Genomic DNA, 15,907 nt, shown 5'->3' with positions numbered 1-15,907 from the left:
AAGTCTTTGCTAAAGTCTTTGCTGGTGGGCGCTGCCCACCCTACAAAATATTAATGGTTTGGGCGATTTTTAAACTTTAGCGCCATTTTATCCATTGTCAATTATTAATTATCAATTATCCATTATCAATTATCCATTATCCATTATCCATTAGAATCTACTTCGGAATTACCGATCGCATCCCGCCTTTCTTCGCCCCCGTATCTCCCCAATAGCGCGGGATAACGTGAATGCTCGCGTGTTTCATCTTTTGACCGGCCGCAGGACTGACATTAATCCCCACATTAAAACCGTCAGGATTAAATTCTTGCTTCAAAAAAGTTTGGACGCGATCGACCATCAACCAACACGCCGATTGTTCCTCAAACGGAATATCAAAGTAATTCGCCGTATGACGCTTGGGGATAACAAGGGCATGACCGCGACTCATCGGATAGGGGTCAAAAATTGCATAAGCATTAGCAGATTCAGTTAACAAAGTCAAGTTTTTAGAGGGATTGCAAAATAAACATCGGTTGTTGGAATTGCGGCAATCGTTATAAGGTCTATATTCATAAATCTCGCAAGATTCATCGAGGTGAATCGAACGAAAAGGCAATTTAACGCGACATTGGTAAGTTGGCTTTTTATGAACGTAATGTTCCCGAAAGCCTTCTCGTTTCAGATCGCGCCGCACCGCAAAGTAAGCCTTACCTTCCGCTGCTAAAAGATGGGAAACTTCCATCAAAACTCGTGCTTGATCTTCCGGAAATAAGACATTCAGAACGTAGAAACAGAGAATCGTTGAAAACTTTCCTTTCGGATAGTCAGGAAAGTAGTAAGGATCGTAGCCGAGAACGTCCAGTTTTCTTTTTCCAAGCAACTTGACATCGTTCCCAAAACCGCAGCCAAAATCTAAGACTTTGCCTTGAATTAAGTTACGCTCCAATAAAAAACGAGCGGGAAAGGATAGATAAGTTCGGTCGATGGCGGTCAGATGGCTGTATTGATTCTGGGATGGCTTCATGAGAATATACAGTTATGGCTCCGCAGCGAAGAAATTGCCGACTGTTAATTCTGTAACGAGCTTAAAAGTATTAATATTTTTGGTCACTCAGCAAACACAAGCGAATAATGGAGTGGCTGCAATAATGGCATCAATATATTTTATTTATAGTATACATTTATCGAGCAAATGCTGACTACTAATCGATCGCTACGCAACTCGTCAGCCTATAAAAAAACACCCTCTGGAAACCAGAGGGCGATAGAAATAGCCAGGATGTGACTACCACTATGAAGGGAAACTCAATCTCGTTGTTGCTACGACAACTCTAGAAAATATCAGCCCGGGGTGCGAGAAGCTTATGGTGGTATATATAAGCAAGAGGTCGGGCTGATATTTATTAAGATAAGCAAGGGATGTGACTTTTGAGTGTCGCTGCTATGACGCTTGGTTGACATTCTCTTTAGCGATCGCCGCGTGAGTATTTCCAAACATTGCAAGTGGGTGTGTCTGCTTCCGTACCGAGCTTCTAACTCTCGGTGGCTGTAGGTTCGCCTTAAATCTCTCTCCTATCTTAAGACAGGCTCTAAAATTTTTCTCCTTCAGAAGTTGGCTTACGGTGCAAGTCTCACTGATACTCTTCTACCTACTCCCATGACACGACGGTTTTTCGGCTGTTTAAGTAGGCGGTTGTAATTAAATAGAATGCGGGGAGGGCGGGTTTTGATTTCTAGCTCGCTCTCATAACAACAGTGCTCTAAACTTGCGGTATAAACATTCTATCTTCCGGCTGATACTTCCAGGCAATCCCTTCCGGGTCGAGCTTTTGCGTCCATTCACCAAAGTCATCGTTCGTTTTATAACGACTGATTTTGTAGTCTTTGACGTTTAACCGCTTCGCTAAATCGGCTTGAATAAGACTGGAAATCGAACCGCCATCTTGGGTTGAAAAATACTGGACGGGCGCGCTAACAGCGTCATCCGTATCAACTTCGGGCGCATCTTCGCTATCGATATCTCCGAAGGGTTCGCTCGCATCGAGAATGCTGCCTAAAGAACTTGCTGTTAGGAAGTAATATACACTCCCTCGATCGCGAATTTCTTTGCGCTGCGCGCCGTATTCTTCGGCTTTTTTTTCGAGGTAGTGCTTGGCGGTAGACGCATTGAGGTTAGCAGTTGCGGCTAAATCAAGCGGTGTCAGACAGCCTTGATTTTCTTTAACCAGTTGATTGAAAAAGGGATTCACTTGCGCGCTTAATTGCTGCCAAGCATAGGTTTGCCACAGTTTTAGGGCTAAGGCTAGCACGCCTATTGCTAAAAGGATCGGCCAAGCTGCGTACAAAAAAACGACCGTAAATGCTACTGGGATAATCAGAACCAGCAGCCCAGTCGCGCTTCGTTCCATTACATTTCCGGACATGGCTTTTGATGTTTTCCGCTAGGAATATAAAGTAGAATTGGCGAAGCGATCGAGAGCGGCAGTCTCGCGCCGTCTCGATTCGAGTTGCGCCAGAGGTTTTTCTCCCGGTTGGGAATTGTCGTTGCAATTCCAAAACAGCGATCGCGCTTTGTGCAAAAAGCTACTATATTCTACTTTTTGCAGTTCTTGCACGCCAAGTTCTACCCCAATATTAAGGCGTATTGGCTAAAGTGGCTAAGTCCAATCGCTTAAACATGGCCGAGCGTGCTTGCAGTGCAAGAGTATTATCTAGCGGTTCAAGGGAAACGGCTTGCGAGGATTTGCGCTCGAGGGCTTTTTGCAGCAGCCAGTCAGCGACGAAGGGATTTTTGGGCAGCAAGGGGCCGTGGGAATAAGTCGCGATCGCGTTGCGATAAAATGCTCCTTCCGTCCCATCTTCGCCATTATTACCGTAACCGCGCAATACTTTTCCTAACGCCTGCACGCTGCCTAAATACGTCCGTCCGCCGTGATTCTCAAAACCGATAATGACGGCAGGTTTTCCTAACATTGCCTGCAATTCTTCGGCTAAGGGAGAAGCGGCAATCTCAAACGCTAAATTTCCGATGCAGCGTTTGGCTTCAAAACCGGGATGCTTGCTGACTAAATCCAAAATTCCCAATCCCTCGATTCGCTGTCCGAGGGCGGGTTCGTAGTAATGTCCCAGCAATTGAGGAGAACCGCAAGTAAACACGCCCGGTACGCCCGCTTCGATCGCAGCGCGCATTGCCGAAGCTTTTGCACCTTGCAAATCCCGCATCACAATTTCTTGCTGCCGGTCTTGCGCGCCGCCACCGACAAAGATATCGACTTCCTCAAAGGTTTTTGCGTCGCAGTCGCGATCGAGTCGCACGATTGAGGTTTCAATCCCTCGCCACAGCGCCCGTTGTTGCAAGCAAATTGCATTGCCGCGATCGCCGTAGGTACTCATTAATGTTGGGTACAGCCAGCCAATTTTTAATTCCATCGTTCACATCGAAAAACAGCGATCGCTTCTCAGTTTAAGATGTTTTTTGCGGTACGACATATTCTTCGCGCACGGCAAAACGAGCATTTTTCAGCGCTGCTACTGCTGCTTGTCGATCTTGCACCCAATATTGCGGCCCGAATCGAATCAACTGGCGATCGCTAGCGCTGCTGATAATCCCGACAACCGGAATTTTAGGTGCGTTTTTATCGCCGTTACAAGTCTGGAGAATGTTTTTAAGCGTTTGTGCTTGCGCTTGAACTTGGGCGGGAGTGAGTTCGACTGTTACCATCTGCACGCTTTCGATGGCTTCGAGATCTTCAACCAGGAGTTGAACTTTATCGTCTTTACTTTCGACTTTTCCCCAAATAATTAGGCGCGCGTCGGCAAAAAGCGCATCTTGAACCCGTTCGTAGATTTTAGGGAAGACGATCGCTTCGGTCGAGCCGGTGCTATCTTCAATCTGGACGAAAGCCATGCGCTCGCCTTTTTTGGTCATAATCGTTTTTACTCCCGTTACCATTGCCACAACGCTGATTAGCGTCCGTTTGGGTTGTTGGGAAAGCTGACCGATACTGGCGGGGGCAAGAATTTGCTTAGCAGTTTTGAGGGCTGAAAGGGGATGTTCGGAGACGAAAAATCCGAGCAATTCTTTTTCGCGGTTGAGTTTTTCTTGGAGGGAAAAATCTTCGATGGGAGGGGAAGTGGGGGCGCGATCGAAACGATTTTCGTCGCTCGCTCCTACGGAGGGCTGAAATTGCTCGAATATATTAGTTTGACCGCTTTCTCGTTCTTTGGCTCGATTTTGCGCCCAGGCGATCGCTAAATCGAGATCTTTGAGCATTTGGCGGCGGTTAGGATTGATGTTGTCGAAAGCGCCGCAAGCAATCAGGGTTTCTAAGGCGGAACGTTTGACGGTTTGGATATCGACGCGATCGCACAAGTCGCCGATACTCTCAAATGCTCCTCCCGCTTCCGCTCGGGCTTCTAAAATTGCATCAAGCGCCCCTTTCCCGACATTTTTCACCGCCGACAGTCCGAAGAGAATTGAGCGACCGACCGGCGTAAAATCAACCTGCGATCGATTAATATCCGGCGGTTCCACCGGAATTCCCATTCGCGTACAAGTATCGATATAAATTTTGACTTTATCGGAGTTGCCGCTACTTTCACTCAGCAGCGCCGCCATGTACTCAACCGGATAGTTAGCTTTTAGGTAAGCGGTTTGATAAGTCACGTAAGCATAGGCGGTGGAGTGCGATTTGTTAAAACAATTTGAAGCGACGCAACCATTCGCTAAAACAAAATTATGATCGTCTGCTAAGCCAATGTCATAGACGCGATCGACTCCGAGAGATTTACGACTGAGGATTTTTACCATACTCGGATCAAGACAAAATTTTAGAGGTTAAAATTAAAACTTGCTTTTCTACGTTATCGGAATTTATCCTTTACAAGGTCTGCTTGATTTTTGTTTACTTAACTTCATTCAAAAAATTACTTTTTTTGTTTTTTATTGACTTATCTTGCAGGTTTAAGGTATATTTTAGATACTGGAAATAGTGACATAATTAATATTTTTGCACGGATTTCCATTATCTAAATACTATATCCAAAATCCTCAAAAAAAGCAAGCCCAATTTTTAAAAAAATCTTCCCCTCTCACAACTAGAGTTGTATTATGACTTCTTTCTCCTATCCCGATAGCCCCCAACAAGACTGCACTGATAACTATCACGGAACTCTCGTCTCCGACCCCTACCGCTGGTTAGAAGAAGCCGATTCCGAAGCCACAAAAGCCTGGATTGAGGCCCAAAATCGTCTAACCTTCAGCTATCTCGAAACTATCCCAGAGCGAGAAAGCATTAAACAGCGCCTCACGCAACTGTGGAATTATGAAAAATATAGCGTTCCCTTTAAAAAGGGCGATCGCTACTTTTATTTTAAAAACGACGGCTTGCAAAATCAAAGCGTTCTTTACACGCTGAAATCTTTTGAAGACGAGCCAACAGTCCTCCTCGACCCCAATACGCTATCTGAGGATGGAACTGTAGCACTATCGGGTTTAGAAGTCAGCAAAAATGGGGAATATTTAGCTTACAGTCTTTCCCGTTCCGGCTCCGACTGGAAAGAGTGGCAAGTCCTGGAGATAGAAACCCAAAAAAAGCTCTCAGATCGGATTCAATGGGTAAAATTTTTGGGGGTATCTTGGATGCGAGATGGCAGCGGCTTTTTCTACAGTCGCTACGACGAACCCAACGAAGCAACACAGTTTCAAGATAGTAATTATTTCCACAAACTTTACTATCATGCCCTCGGAACGCAGCAATCGGAAGATATTTTAATTTACGAACGCCCCGATCAAAAAGAATGGGGGTTTGAGGGGAAGGTTAGCGAAGATGGTCGCTATCTAATCATTGAAGTTGTGACGGGAACCGCACGGAAAAATCTCGTTTTTTATAAAGATTTGGAGGAACCTAACGCGCCCGTTGTGGAACTGATTCGCGAGTTTGAATCAAGCTATAGTTTCATCGGTAATCAAGGAACGGTATTTTGGTTTAGCAGCGATCGCGACGCGCCGTGCGGTCGAGTTATCGCGATCGATATTGCCAATCCTGCCCCAGAACATTGGCAAGAAATTATCCCGGAAGCGGCAGAAACGCTGCAAGGAATTCATCTATTAAACCATTCTTTCGTCGCTAATTATCTCAAAGATGCACATTCTGCGATTAAGATTTTTACGCTAACCGGCGAGTTTGTGCGAGAGATAGAATTACCGGGAATTGGATCGGCGCTAGGTTTTTACGGCAAGCGAGAAGATACCGAAACTTTCTATGCTTTCACCAGCTTTACGACTCCCGAAACGATTTATCGCTACGATTTTATGACGGGTAAGAGTACAATTTTTCGACAGGCGCAGGTCGATTTCAATCCCGAAGATTATGAAACGCAGCAAGTGTTCTATACCAGTAAAGATGGAACGCGCGTGCCGATGTTTATCGCCCATAAAAAAGGCTTAAAACTCGATGGGAATAATCCGACCATTTTGTACGGCTATGGCGGCTATCATATTTCTTTAACGCCGAGTTTTTCAGTCAGTAATACCGTCTGGATGGAACGGGGTGGCGTATATGCAATGCCAAACCTGCGCGGCGGTGGCGAGTACGGAGAAGATTGGCATCAAGCCGGAATGAAAGACAAAAAACAGAATGTTTTCGATGACTTTATTGCGGCGGCGGAATGGTTAATTGAGAAGGGTTATACTCGTTCCGAGAAACTCGCGATTCGAGGGGGGAGTAACGGCGGTTTGCTGGTTGGCGCTTGCATGACGCAACGCCCGGAATTATTCGGCGCAGCCCTCCCGGCGGTAGGCGTAATGGATATGCTGCGCTTCCACAAATTTACGATCGGTTGGGCTTGGGTAGGAGAGTGCGGTTCGCCCGACGATGCGGAAGAATTTAAAGCATTGTATGCTTATTCTCCGCTCCACAATTTGAAAGCGGGAACGGCTTATCCGGCAACCTTAATTACGACAGGAGAGCGCGACGATCGCGTCGTTCCTGCCCATAGTTTCAAGTTTGCCGCAGCGTTGCAGCAAGCGCAAGCCGGAGAACAACCCGTTTTAATTCGCATTGAAACCAAAGCCGGTCACGGTGCGGGAAAACCGACCGCGAAAACCATTGAAGAAATTGCCGACCAATGGGCATTTTTAACCCGAGTTTTAAACTGCGATCTCTAAAAATTCAAATGATTAAGGTGCAGCTACGGTTTGTGCCTTTAAATGTCGTCTGGCTGCCGCAGTCACTTTTTTCGCATCGACGGGTTTGGTGATAAAGTCCGTCGCGCCGACCATTTTAGCGCGAACGCGATCGACAATCCGATCGCTGCTCGTGAGAATCACCACTGGCGTTTCTTGAAACCCGGGCAGCCGACGAATCTGGCTGCATAGTTCGTAGCCGTTGATCGTGGGCATAGTCAGATCGAGAAAAATGAGGTTAGGTTTGCGTTGAATCAGTAAGGGCAGAGCTTGCAGGGGATTTTGAACCGTTAAGCATTCATAACCGGCTTTGCTGACAATTCCTTCTAAAGCCTCGCAAACTCTTTTACTGTCATCGATACAAGCAATCAGACTGCGAGGTGACGCTTTCTTGCTTTTAGCGAGAGGATTTTGAGGAATTTTAAGGTCTGGAACTTCAACCAGTTTAATCAGTTTTTGGCGCAGGAAAGGCAAGAGCGATCGCGCAACTTCGATTGTCTCCCGTTTGGTTAAAACCGCAAGCTCGCGCAGGGAATGTTTGCCGTTAATGGAGGTTTTTAACTGTCGATAGGTACTAGCCGGAACTTGCTGGGCGAGTTGTTCCGGCTGCACGACAATTGGCGCTAAATCCGGCAATAAAGCCGCAAAACCAGCATTACTCCATTGCATCCAGTTTTCCTGCACTCGTCCTACCGTCGCTTCTAACTCTAGCGTCCACTTCTTCCGCAGCAGACAGGTACTGGTCTGTGAAGGTAGCACGCTGATAGAGTCTTGAATCCGGTAAAGTGGTTCGGCGGCGCTAATCTGGTTTTTCGGCTGATGAGTTACGGCCTGAACGAAATCGATTAAAATCTCAGAGACTAAATCTTCGACAACAGCAAGGATAAACTCGTCAGTTATCCGACCTCGGTGTAAAAGAACGCTAAGAACGTGATAGTCCCAGCATTCAAAGCAGTCCGCCTCCCGCAAGCTGAGCGTATCGGACAGCGCTTGGGGATAGTAGCGATTCATTAATCTTCGCCAGCGCCGAATCGGATGAGCGCCCCCCGAAGCCCAGACAAGATTTCCTAAGTTGAGATAAAGGCTACAGCGCCAACCGTTGTTAAGCTCGAGATCGACTCTTCCGGTAAACTTATTTTCGCAATATTGTCTGACCTCGGGTAGGAGTCGAGCGGCTCGAGGCTGAGTCGTGTTGGGTAAAATTTTGGGTAGATTAGTCACGCTTAAAATTCGGGTATTTCTTGCTGCAATTGGCAATTTCCCTGCGGCAACTGGACAATAAACTTATTCCCTAGTTTTGCCCTAAAACTGTGAAAATTTCGTGAAAAAGGGGCAATTGTCCGAGCGCTTCCCATTACGAAAGATAATTTTATTTACCCCAAAAATGCAGAGGAGACTGCGTTAGAGAAATTCCGAGCTTGTGGCACGGCTTTCTAGTTTCTGAGTTGGACAAAAATTATCGATGTTCCGTTGGCGCTACAGTTTGCAATTGCCCCTTACATCTCCAATCCCTACATTTAGAGTAAATTTATTGCCCTAAAAATGACAACCGCAAAAATCGTGAATTTAGCATCCGTAGTTTCTGGGAGGAACGATTCCGCTCACTTACGCAAAGATGCCTCCGTGAATTGCCGAAGTCCAGACTTTGCAGGATTACGGATGGATCGGTTCGTTCAAATGAACGAAGATATAAGGAAAAGGCACGAGCGGACTGAGTAGAATGATGAACGCGATATCGTTGCAGAGGACTGACGGCTTAGCCGAGCGGATTATCGATCGCAATCCCTTAACAGCAAGCGCTGAAATTTCCCTTCAGGATGCTGTTGGGGCAATGGCTCGAGCGAGTTCGGACTATATCTTTGTCGTCGAACCAGAGCCGACGGGCAGTTCTCGCTTTTTGGGCGGGTTTTCGGCTCGAGATGCGGTTCGCGCCGTCGCTCTCGGTGTCGATTTAGCGGAGGTGACGCTGAGAGAAAGCCTGAGTCCCGACGCGCCAGCGATTCGGGAATCGGAAGTCAAGAATCTCGAAACGATCTTAGCTTTGTTTCGTCACTCCCAGCAACAATATCTTCCTGCGATTGGCGATCGCGGCGAGTTAGTCGGGGCGCTGGCACTGCCGATGCTGCTCGAAGCGCTCTCGGAACTGAATCTGGACGAGATCGGGCGACAAAGCGCAGAGCAAAGCCTCTTAGAACAGCGCTTGTACACCAGTGAGGCGCGTCTGCGAGTGCTAATCGAAAGCGTTCGAGATATTGTCCTTGTCGTTGAAGCTGAAGGCCCTCAGCTTGAAGTTATTCCCACTCATCCCGCAATTGCTTACGATCCCGACACCGATCTTATCGGTCAAACGATCGCTCGATTCACGGGCGAAACGACTGCCGAAGATTTCGTTCGCCCGGTTCGCGACGCTTTAGCCCGTGGGGAAACGGTGAGTTTTGAATACAGTTTAAAGTCGGAATGCGGGGAAATCTGGTACGATGCGCGGATTTCTCCGCTATCGGAACAATCGGCGTTGTGGGTAGCGCGCGATATCACTCAGCGCAAGCGTGCTGAAGCCCAGGTTATTAAGGCGTTGGAGAAAGAACGAGAACTCAACGAACTGAAATCTGGTTTTATTTCGATGGCTTCCCACGAGTTTCGCACGCCCTTGAGCGTGATTAAGTCGTCCGCTCAACTCTTAGAGCGCTACGATTGGGAGCGCAGCGAGCAACTTCAGTATCTCCAGCAAATTCAGGCTTCCGTCGAGCAGATGACGGCGCTGATGGAAGATGTTCTTTTCTTGGGGAAAACCGAAGCCGCTCGAGTACAATTTCAGCCCGAGCCTTTAGATGCGATCGCGTTCTGCCGCAATTTGGTGTATCAGATGCAACTCGCGGCGGGAAAGCAACATTCTATCTTGTTTGACTGCGCGATCGCGGTTGGTTCGTTCTCGGTTTGCCTGGATAAAAAGCTGTTGCGACAAATTTTAAGCAATTTGCTCGCCAATGCGATCGCGTATTCCCCCCAAGGCAGCATCGTTCGATTGTCTCTCAGTCTCGAGGCGAATAGCCGCATTATCTTTGAAGTCAAGGATTCGGGCTTCGGCATTCCTCGCGAAGCCCAATCGCACTTGTTTGAGTCTTTCTACCGCGCTGGCAATGTCTCCCATATCGCCGGAACGGGCTTAGGCTTAACCATCGTTAAACAGTGCGTCGATCTTCATCGCGGTGCGATCGCTTATGAAAGTCAGCTTGACATCGGGACGACTTTTCGAGTCAGTTTGCCCTTTTCGTAGCCCAATTGATTTGTTAATTAAAACCTATGACTACTATTCTGGTTATCGAAGATGAAATATCGCTGCGTAATAACATTTTAGCACTCTTAAAAGCGGAGGGCTTTAAATGTTTGGGGGCAGATACGGGAGAACGAGGAATTGTGCTAGCAACGCAAGAAAATCCGAGTTTGATTATCTGCGATATTATGATGCCGGGAATCAATGGTTATACCGTTCTCGAACGCTTGCAAGGCAACGAGCGCACGGCTTTAATTCCTTTTATTTTTCTGACGGCTAAATCCGATCGCTCCGATATTCGTCAAGGCTTTCTCCTGGGCGCGGATGACTATTTGACTAAACCCTTCGATTCGGACGAACTGTTAGGCGCGATCTCAGTTCGACTGAAAAAACAAGAGCAACTCTACCAGCGTTTCCAAGAACTTTCTGCCGAACTCGAACGCCTCAGTACCGTTATCGCCGCTAAAGATGATGCGCTGGAGAATTTTAGTCAAGAAATGCGTCGTCCCCTGACTAATCTCAAGCTGGCGGTCGATCGCTTGCAGCAAAGCAACGACCCGGAGCAACGCGAAGTCTATTTAGAAATTTTACGCGCAGAATTTCAGCGCGAAATCCAACTTCTCGACCAAGTTTCGGCGCTCCAAAAGTTACTCACTCCTGAAAATATTACGCTTCTCAATCAGTTTAATATGCTCAAGCCTAATTAAGTATTGAATTTTCTATCTTGCCGAACTTTAGCGAGCAAAGGTTAATAAATATGAGGTTGAGTAGACCCGAAGATCTTTAAATATTTACCTTTGCCCGCCTTAAAAAAGCTTGTCCTCAATAATCGCGATCGCGTTTGCTTACGCTCCGGGACGGACTAAGTTTTCGTCTCCGGAAACCACTTTCGCTGAAATAACGCGATCGCCCGGTTGCAGCGAACCTAAAGTCTCCTTACCCTCAACCAGATAACCAATAACGGAATAGCGACCATCCATGAGGTTATACCCCGGCGGGGTCAATTCGTTATCGAATAAAAAGAAGAAAATTTGAGAAGAACCGCCGTTAGCATCATCTCCAGGACGCGCTAGAGCGACCGTTCCGTAAGCCGAGAAGGGCAGGGCAAGCGGTTCGAGGTACAGTCCTAAATCTTCCAGCGTGCTGCCGTAAATCGGTTTTTCCTCGCCTTTAATCAAAACTTCCAGCGGAATGGCGCGATATTGTCCTGATTTCGGGTCGATAAAACCCGTCTCGTCGCCCGCCGGATCTCCGACTTGGACGACGAAACTTTGACCGGGGAGAAACTCGAGACCGTCATAAAAACCGCGATCGACTAAATCGATGAAATTGCCAGCGTTGACGGGCGCGCTGTAGCCATCGGCAACAATCGTCAGGTTGCCCTTCGTGGTTTCCATTTCCACCGTTGCTCGTCCTTTGAGTTGGGGCAGATTGGCATACTCTTCGGGAACTTCAAAGGGGAATTTCGTGACCATCAATTGTTCGACTTCCCCAACTTGGCTCAAAAGGGTGCGTCGCTCGTTCCAAACCGCGTCTTTATCCTGCGCTTCTACTCCGGCTCGCAGTCGTTCGAGTCCTTCCTTCAACTGCTTGAGGAGTTCTTCGGCGCGGGCTTGCCGTTCCGAGGGAATGCTAGCGAGGATTTTATCGGGCGCGCTCAAAATGCGGCTGGCTTGCGCGGCATTGCGGCTGATGGGGGCCCAGCGTCGGTTTCTCAGCGCGTCAGACATTTCTTCGAGGCTGGCTTGCAGTACCCGCACGGGCTTGTTATCGATCGGCAGCGCATACTGCAAGAGCGAGTTGGGGTCGGTAATCGCGTTCCCTTTAGCCAGTTGACTCTTGCGGTCTGCGGCTAGCGCGCCCTCTGCCCAGCCCCAAGATAGGGCAATGCAAACCAGAAGAATCGATGCTGCTTTCAACCAGCGTTTTGCCCAATCGTTCGATAAAGATCTTATCGCTTTCATCATACAAAATACCCTTGACTCCGAGCTTAAAAAATGCTTTGAGGTGAGAGCGACAATTGACGCGCCGACTCATCTAAAATTTCCCGGCTCCAGAGGGTTAATTTCTCTGTGCCTCTCCTAATCTTACCGAAAAGGCGCGATCGTCCCTCGGTTTTCTCGCGCTGAAGCCGGGGCAAAAAATTGCCCTTTTCTTTTTCACCGCCGTACAATTGATTAAATTAGGCGTTGCGATGGCCGTAGAAATCGATGCGATAGTCGGTGATTTTTACGCCGGTTTGTTGTTCGATCGCGCTGATTAATTCGGGCGGTAATTCTACGTTCACATCGAGGATTCTCCCGGTATCGAGGCAGTTGACGTGGCTGTGCGCGTCGCTGATGTTACCGTAGAGTCTGCCGTCGCAGCGATCGACGCATTCAATGATTCCCTGACCCGAGAGGGCTTCTAGGTTTTGGTACACTGAGGTATGTCCGATATCTTTGCCCTGTTGGTTTAGGCGATCGTAAATTTCTCGCGCCGATAAGTGTTCTTGCGCCTGCCACAGCAATTCCAGAATGTAGCGACGCTGGCGACTAACGCGCATTCCCAGCCTCTGACAGCGATCGATCGCGTCTTCTAAGGAACGAATCGGTTTGAGTACAACCTCTTGTTGTTGCATGGGCTAAACCCCAGGGGCTACCGAGTAATACATAATCATTACCACTTTAACTTGTCTGGAAGAGAAATGTCTAGGACAGTTATCAGTCCCCCGTCTCCCAGTCCCCCGTCTCCCAGTCCCCCCGTCTCCCAGTCACCCCCTCACCCCGTCTCCCCTCACCATGTCCCCTCAAGATTGCTCGCAACAATTTGGCAATCCCCGCACCTACTACCCCAAGTTGGCGAAGGTGACGGGAGGAGTAGTGGCGGCGATTTTCTTAGGTTATTTGCAGCAGCAGGCGGAGGAGGCGGGAAGTTGGATAGCGAAGGAAGTAAGGGAAATCGAGCGGGAGACGGGACTTTCAGCTAAAGAACAGGAATGGGCGCGCAAGCAACTGCGCGATCGCGGTTTGATCGAGGAACGCCTAACCGCATCTTCACCGTCAATGCTAGAGTTTGGCCCGCGCTGGGAGGTTTTACAGGAAAAACTTGCTGTCTTTGGGCGATTGTTGGGCGAGGAAAGTTCGCTATCGGGAGAAGGTACGCCTGTCGTTACTGCACCGCTAATGGAAGAATCCGCACGCAGTTGGGGACGAGATCGCAACGTCCTTCCCAATTATCGCTTTGAAGGTCCCTGGCAGTCGCGCGAACAGTTGGAGGCTTTTCAAAGAGCGTTACTCGATTATGCGATCGCGCAGGGTTGGGAGTATCCTTCGGGATGGGCGTTTAAAATTATCGACGGTTTAACTAAAGGCTTAATTTCTCCTTATTGGGACGAATTTCTCAAAGGCGTTCCCTTCGGTTCTACCCAACAAGTCCAGCGCGATTGGGAAGTCGAACCGGGCGTTCCCTATCCCGCTTTTGAAGAGGAGCGCGTTCAATATTACATTCATAAAGGCGAACCGTTAGATGCAGCGGTGGCGCGATCGCGGGCAGAATTGAGAAATCCTAAGATAGCCGGGGACTTATGGGAAGGTTTTTTGCGACGCTGCGATCGTTGGGCAGACGAAGCGATTAAAGCACAAAAATTGGGCGTAAAAGTTCCCTATCTTCCGCCCTCTTTTACTGAAAAAAACGCTATCACTTCCGAAAGTGTGGCGCAAAAACTCGCCACTTTAACATCTCAGCCCGAACTGCCCGCCGCGCCGTCCGTTCCCCTAACCTCTGCCGAAACTGATATTCCTTCTCTGGCAACGCTGCAAACCCTTTATAAAAGTCCTCTCTCGCGCGCGATCGCGCAACGACAAATTGCCGAGCATCCGGAATGGGGATATACAATTATCGATGGCAGCGTAGTCGATTTATATCCTTTCTAAAGTCAATTTTTTTGCAAAAAGGTCGGACTTTTTAAGGAGTGCTATATAACTTTTTGTTAACAATTGTAGAGACGTTGTACACAACGTCTCTACGGAGAAGGCGGTTATCGAATTGCTTAGTATCAAGAGAGCAATTAATTTGTACGAACTTTATCCATTGTCAATTATTCTGACCTGCTAAACTCAAGACAATAGAACGAAGTGGGGCCTGGTCAATGTTAAAATCGGAAACTCAAAATCTCCCCAGCAGCGCCGAACTCCCCTGTTCGGACGATACACCCGTGGATAACGAAGAACAGAACTTTATCCCTAACTTCCTATTATTCTTGCTCGAATACCTTTGGGGCGATCGCCAAGATTGGTTCTTCGGAGTCGATATGGCGGTGTATCACACCACAGGTACAAATGTTAGAGTCCCCGTTATCCCCGATGGATTCTTAGCGCTCAATGTCGAGAGGCGCAAGGGGGGGGACTCGCGTAGCAGCTACGTGATGTGGGAAGAAAACAACGTCGCACCCGTTTTAGCCCTCGAAGTGGTTTCCCAAACTCCGGGCGGAGAATACAGCAGTAAAGAAGAAATTTATGCCAAGTTAGGAGTTCTGTACTACGTCATTTACAATCCCAAGCAATTCGGACGGGGCAGCCATCAACGATTGGAAGTGTATAAATTAGTTAAGGGGAAATATCGCGGGCAGGTACGAGAACCAGTGTGGATGCCGGAAATCGGCTTAGGTATCGGTCGAGGTGTCCGCAATTATGGGGGAGTTCAAAGAGAAGTTTTATACTGGTTCGATGAGGAAGGAAATCGGTATATCAGTACGGAGGAAGCAGAACAGCAGGTTCGGACGCAATTGTTGGTTGTGCGCGAGGAATTGGAGGTGGAACGCCAGCAGCGCGAGTTAGCCCAGCAACAGGCCGAACAAGAACGCCAGCAGCGCGAGTTAGCCCAGCAACAAGCCGAACAAGAACGCCAGCAACGAGAGTTAGCCCAGCAACAAGCCGAACGAGAACGCCAGCAGCGCGAGTTAGCCCAGCAACAGGCCGAACGAGAACGCCAGCAGCGCGAACAACTACAACGAGAACTCGAACGCTACCGCCAGCAACTTGGCGACTTACCCGAATTATGAGCATTGACATCGGACTCACTCATATTGCCCTGCCTGTATCCCAACTCGATCGCAGCATCGAATTCTACGCAACTTACGCAGCGATGGAAGTCATTCACCGCCGTATCGATTCTACTACGGGCGTGGCGGTGGCTTGGCTGTGCGATCGCACTCGTCCTTTCGCGATCGTTCTCATCGAATCAAAATCCGTCCATCCCATTCTCTCACCTCTGGCTCACCTTGGCGTTGGTTGCCCGAGTCGGGAGCATCTAGACAAACTTTGCGATCGCGCGCGACAAGAAGGCATACTGGTTCAAGAACCCAAGGATTCCGGCTATCCCATCGGTTATTGGGCATTTTTGCGCGATCCGGACGGACATACGCTCGAACTGTCCTACGGGCAAGAAATTGGATTGAAAGCGGAATGAATAATACTAATTAATTTCTA

The 15,907-nt window shown here is 48.3% G+C and carries 14 protein-coding genes; 6 read left to right on the top strand and 8 right to left on the bottom strand.

The features are described 5' to 3' along the window. Nucleotides 1–157: 157 nt before the first annotated feature. The 5 genes from H6G50_RS13045 to H6G50_RS13025 form a co-directional block, all read right to left on the bottom strand. Nucleotides 158–1,006 carry an HIT family protein gene (locus H6G50_RS13045; protein WP_190716901.1) on the bottom strand — a complete coding sequence of 283 codons (849 nt, stop codon included), beginning with the start codon at nucleotides 1,004–1,006 and terminating at the stop codon, nucleotides 158–160. A 736-nt stretch (nucleotides 1,007–1,742) separates the two neighbouring features. Next, the gene (locus tag H6G50_RS13040) at nucleotides 1,743–2,405 is read right to left on the bottom strand and encodes a hypothetical protein (RefSeq protein ID WP_190716899.1); all 663 of its coding nucleotides are present in this window, start codon (nucleotides 2,403–2,405) and stop codon (nucleotides 1,743–1,745) included. Between the two features lie 18 nt (nucleotides 2,406–2,423). Continuing rightward, entirely contained in the window at nucleotides 2,424–2,597 is a 174-nt protein-coding gene (locus H6G50_RS13035; RefSeq protein ID WP_190716897.1) for a hypothetical protein, read from the bottom strand. A gap of 19 nt (nucleotides 2,598–2,616) precedes the next feature. Next, a complete protein-coding gene (locus tag H6G50_RS13030; protein WP_190716895.1) occupies nucleotides 2,617–3,411 on the bottom strand; it encodes a type 1 glutamine amidotransferase in 795 nt (264 codons plus the stop codon). Nucleotides 3,412–3,445: 34 nt separating this feature from the next. Further along, on the bottom strand, nucleotides 3,446–4,792 hold the full coding sequence (locus tag H6G50_RS13025) for an OB-fold nucleic acid binding domain-containing protein (RefSeq protein WP_190716892.1): 1,347 nt from the start codon (nucleotides 4,790–4,792) through the stop codon (nucleotides 3,446–3,448). A 300-nt stretch (nucleotides 4,793–5,092) separates the two neighbouring features. Between H6G50_RS13025 and H6G50_RS13020 the strand changes: the two genes are divergently transcribed. Further along, entirely contained in the window at nucleotides 5,093–7,150 is a 2,058-nt protein-coding gene (locus H6G50_RS13020; protein WP_190716891.1) for a prolyl oligopeptidase family serine peptidase, read from the top strand. Nucleotides 7,151–7,162: 12 nt separating this feature from the next. Here the strand turns inward: H6G50_RS13020 and H6G50_RS24555 are convergent, their stop codons facing one another. Next, complete coding sequence (locus H6G50_RS24555; RefSeq protein WP_190716889.1) at nucleotides 7,163–8,389, bottom strand: response regulator; 1,227 nt, start codon at nucleotides 8,387–8,389, stop codon at nucleotides 7,163–7,165. A gap of 499 nt (nucleotides 8,390–8,888) precedes the next feature. Between H6G50_RS24555 and H6G50_RS13010 the strand changes: the two genes are divergently transcribed. Beyond that, complete coding sequence (locus H6G50_RS13010) at nucleotides 8,889–10,442, top strand: ATP-binding protein (RefSeq protein WP_190716887.1); 1,554 nt, start codon at nucleotides 8,889–8,891, stop codon at nucleotides 10,440–10,442. Nucleotides 10,443–10,468: 26 nt separating this feature from the next. Further along, nucleotides 10,469–11,146 carry a response regulator gene (locus H6G50_RS13005; RefSeq protein ID WP_190716885.1) on the top strand — a complete coding sequence of 226 codons (678 nt, stop codon included), beginning with the start codon at nucleotides 10,469–10,471 and terminating at the stop codon, nucleotides 11,144–11,146. A gap of 138 nt (nucleotides 11,147–11,284) precedes the next feature. Here H6G50_RS13005 and H6G50_RS13000 read toward each other — a convergent pair whose 3' ends face one another. After that, nucleotides 11,285–12,406, bottom strand: coding sequence for a peptidylprolyl isomerase (locus tag H6G50_RS13000; RefSeq protein ID WP_242032809.1), 1,122 nt, complete (start codon nucleotides 12,404–12,406; stop codon nucleotides 11,285–11,287). Between the two features lie 215 nt (nucleotides 12,407–12,621). Then, nucleotides 12,622–13,059, bottom strand: a complete 438-nt coding sequence (locus H6G50_RS12995) for a Fur family transcriptional regulator (protein WP_190716883.1) — start codon at nucleotides 13,057–13,059, stop codon at nucleotides 12,622–12,624. Between the two features lie 160 nt (nucleotides 13,060–13,219). Here H6G50_RS12995 and H6G50_RS12990 point away from each other — a divergent pair, with 160 nt between their 5' ends. The 3 genes from H6G50_RS12990 to H6G50_RS12980 all read left to right on the top strand — a co-directional run bounded on the left by H6G50_RS12990 (nucleotide 13,220) and on the right by H6G50_RS12980 (nucleotide 15,887). Beyond that, nucleotides 13,220–14,353 (top strand): hypothetical protein, encoded by a 1,134-nt coding sequence (locus H6G50_RS12990; protein WP_190716881.1) that lies wholly within the window; start codon nucleotides 13,220–13,222, stop codon nucleotides 14,351–14,353. Nucleotides 14,354–14,568: 215 nt separating this feature from the next. Beyond that, nucleotides 14,569–15,480: a Uma2 family endonuclease gene (locus tag H6G50_RS12985; protein WP_190716880.1), complete on the top strand. Its 912-nt coding sequence runs from the start codon at nucleotides 14,569–14,571 to the stop codon at nucleotides 15,478–15,480. Next, nucleotides 15,477–15,887: a VOC family protein gene (locus H6G50_RS12980; protein ID WP_190716878.1), complete on the top strand. Its 411-nt coding sequence runs from the start codon at nucleotides 15,477–15,479 to the stop codon at nucleotides 15,885–15,887. The genes H6G50_RS12985 and H6G50_RS12980 overlap by 4 nt, the downstream gene beginning before the upstream one ends. Nucleotides 15,888–15,907: the final 20 nt, after the last annotated feature.

It is taken from the genome of Oscillatoria sp. FACHB-1406, assembly GCF_014698145.1.
In the GTDB taxonomy this organism is placed as follows: Bacteria; Cyanobacteriota; Cyanobacteriia; order Cyanobacteriales; family Spirulinaceae; genus FACHB-1406.
The sequence above is the reverse complement of the archived record's forward strand: the minus strand, read 5'-3'. Positions and strand labels throughout refer to the sequence as shown.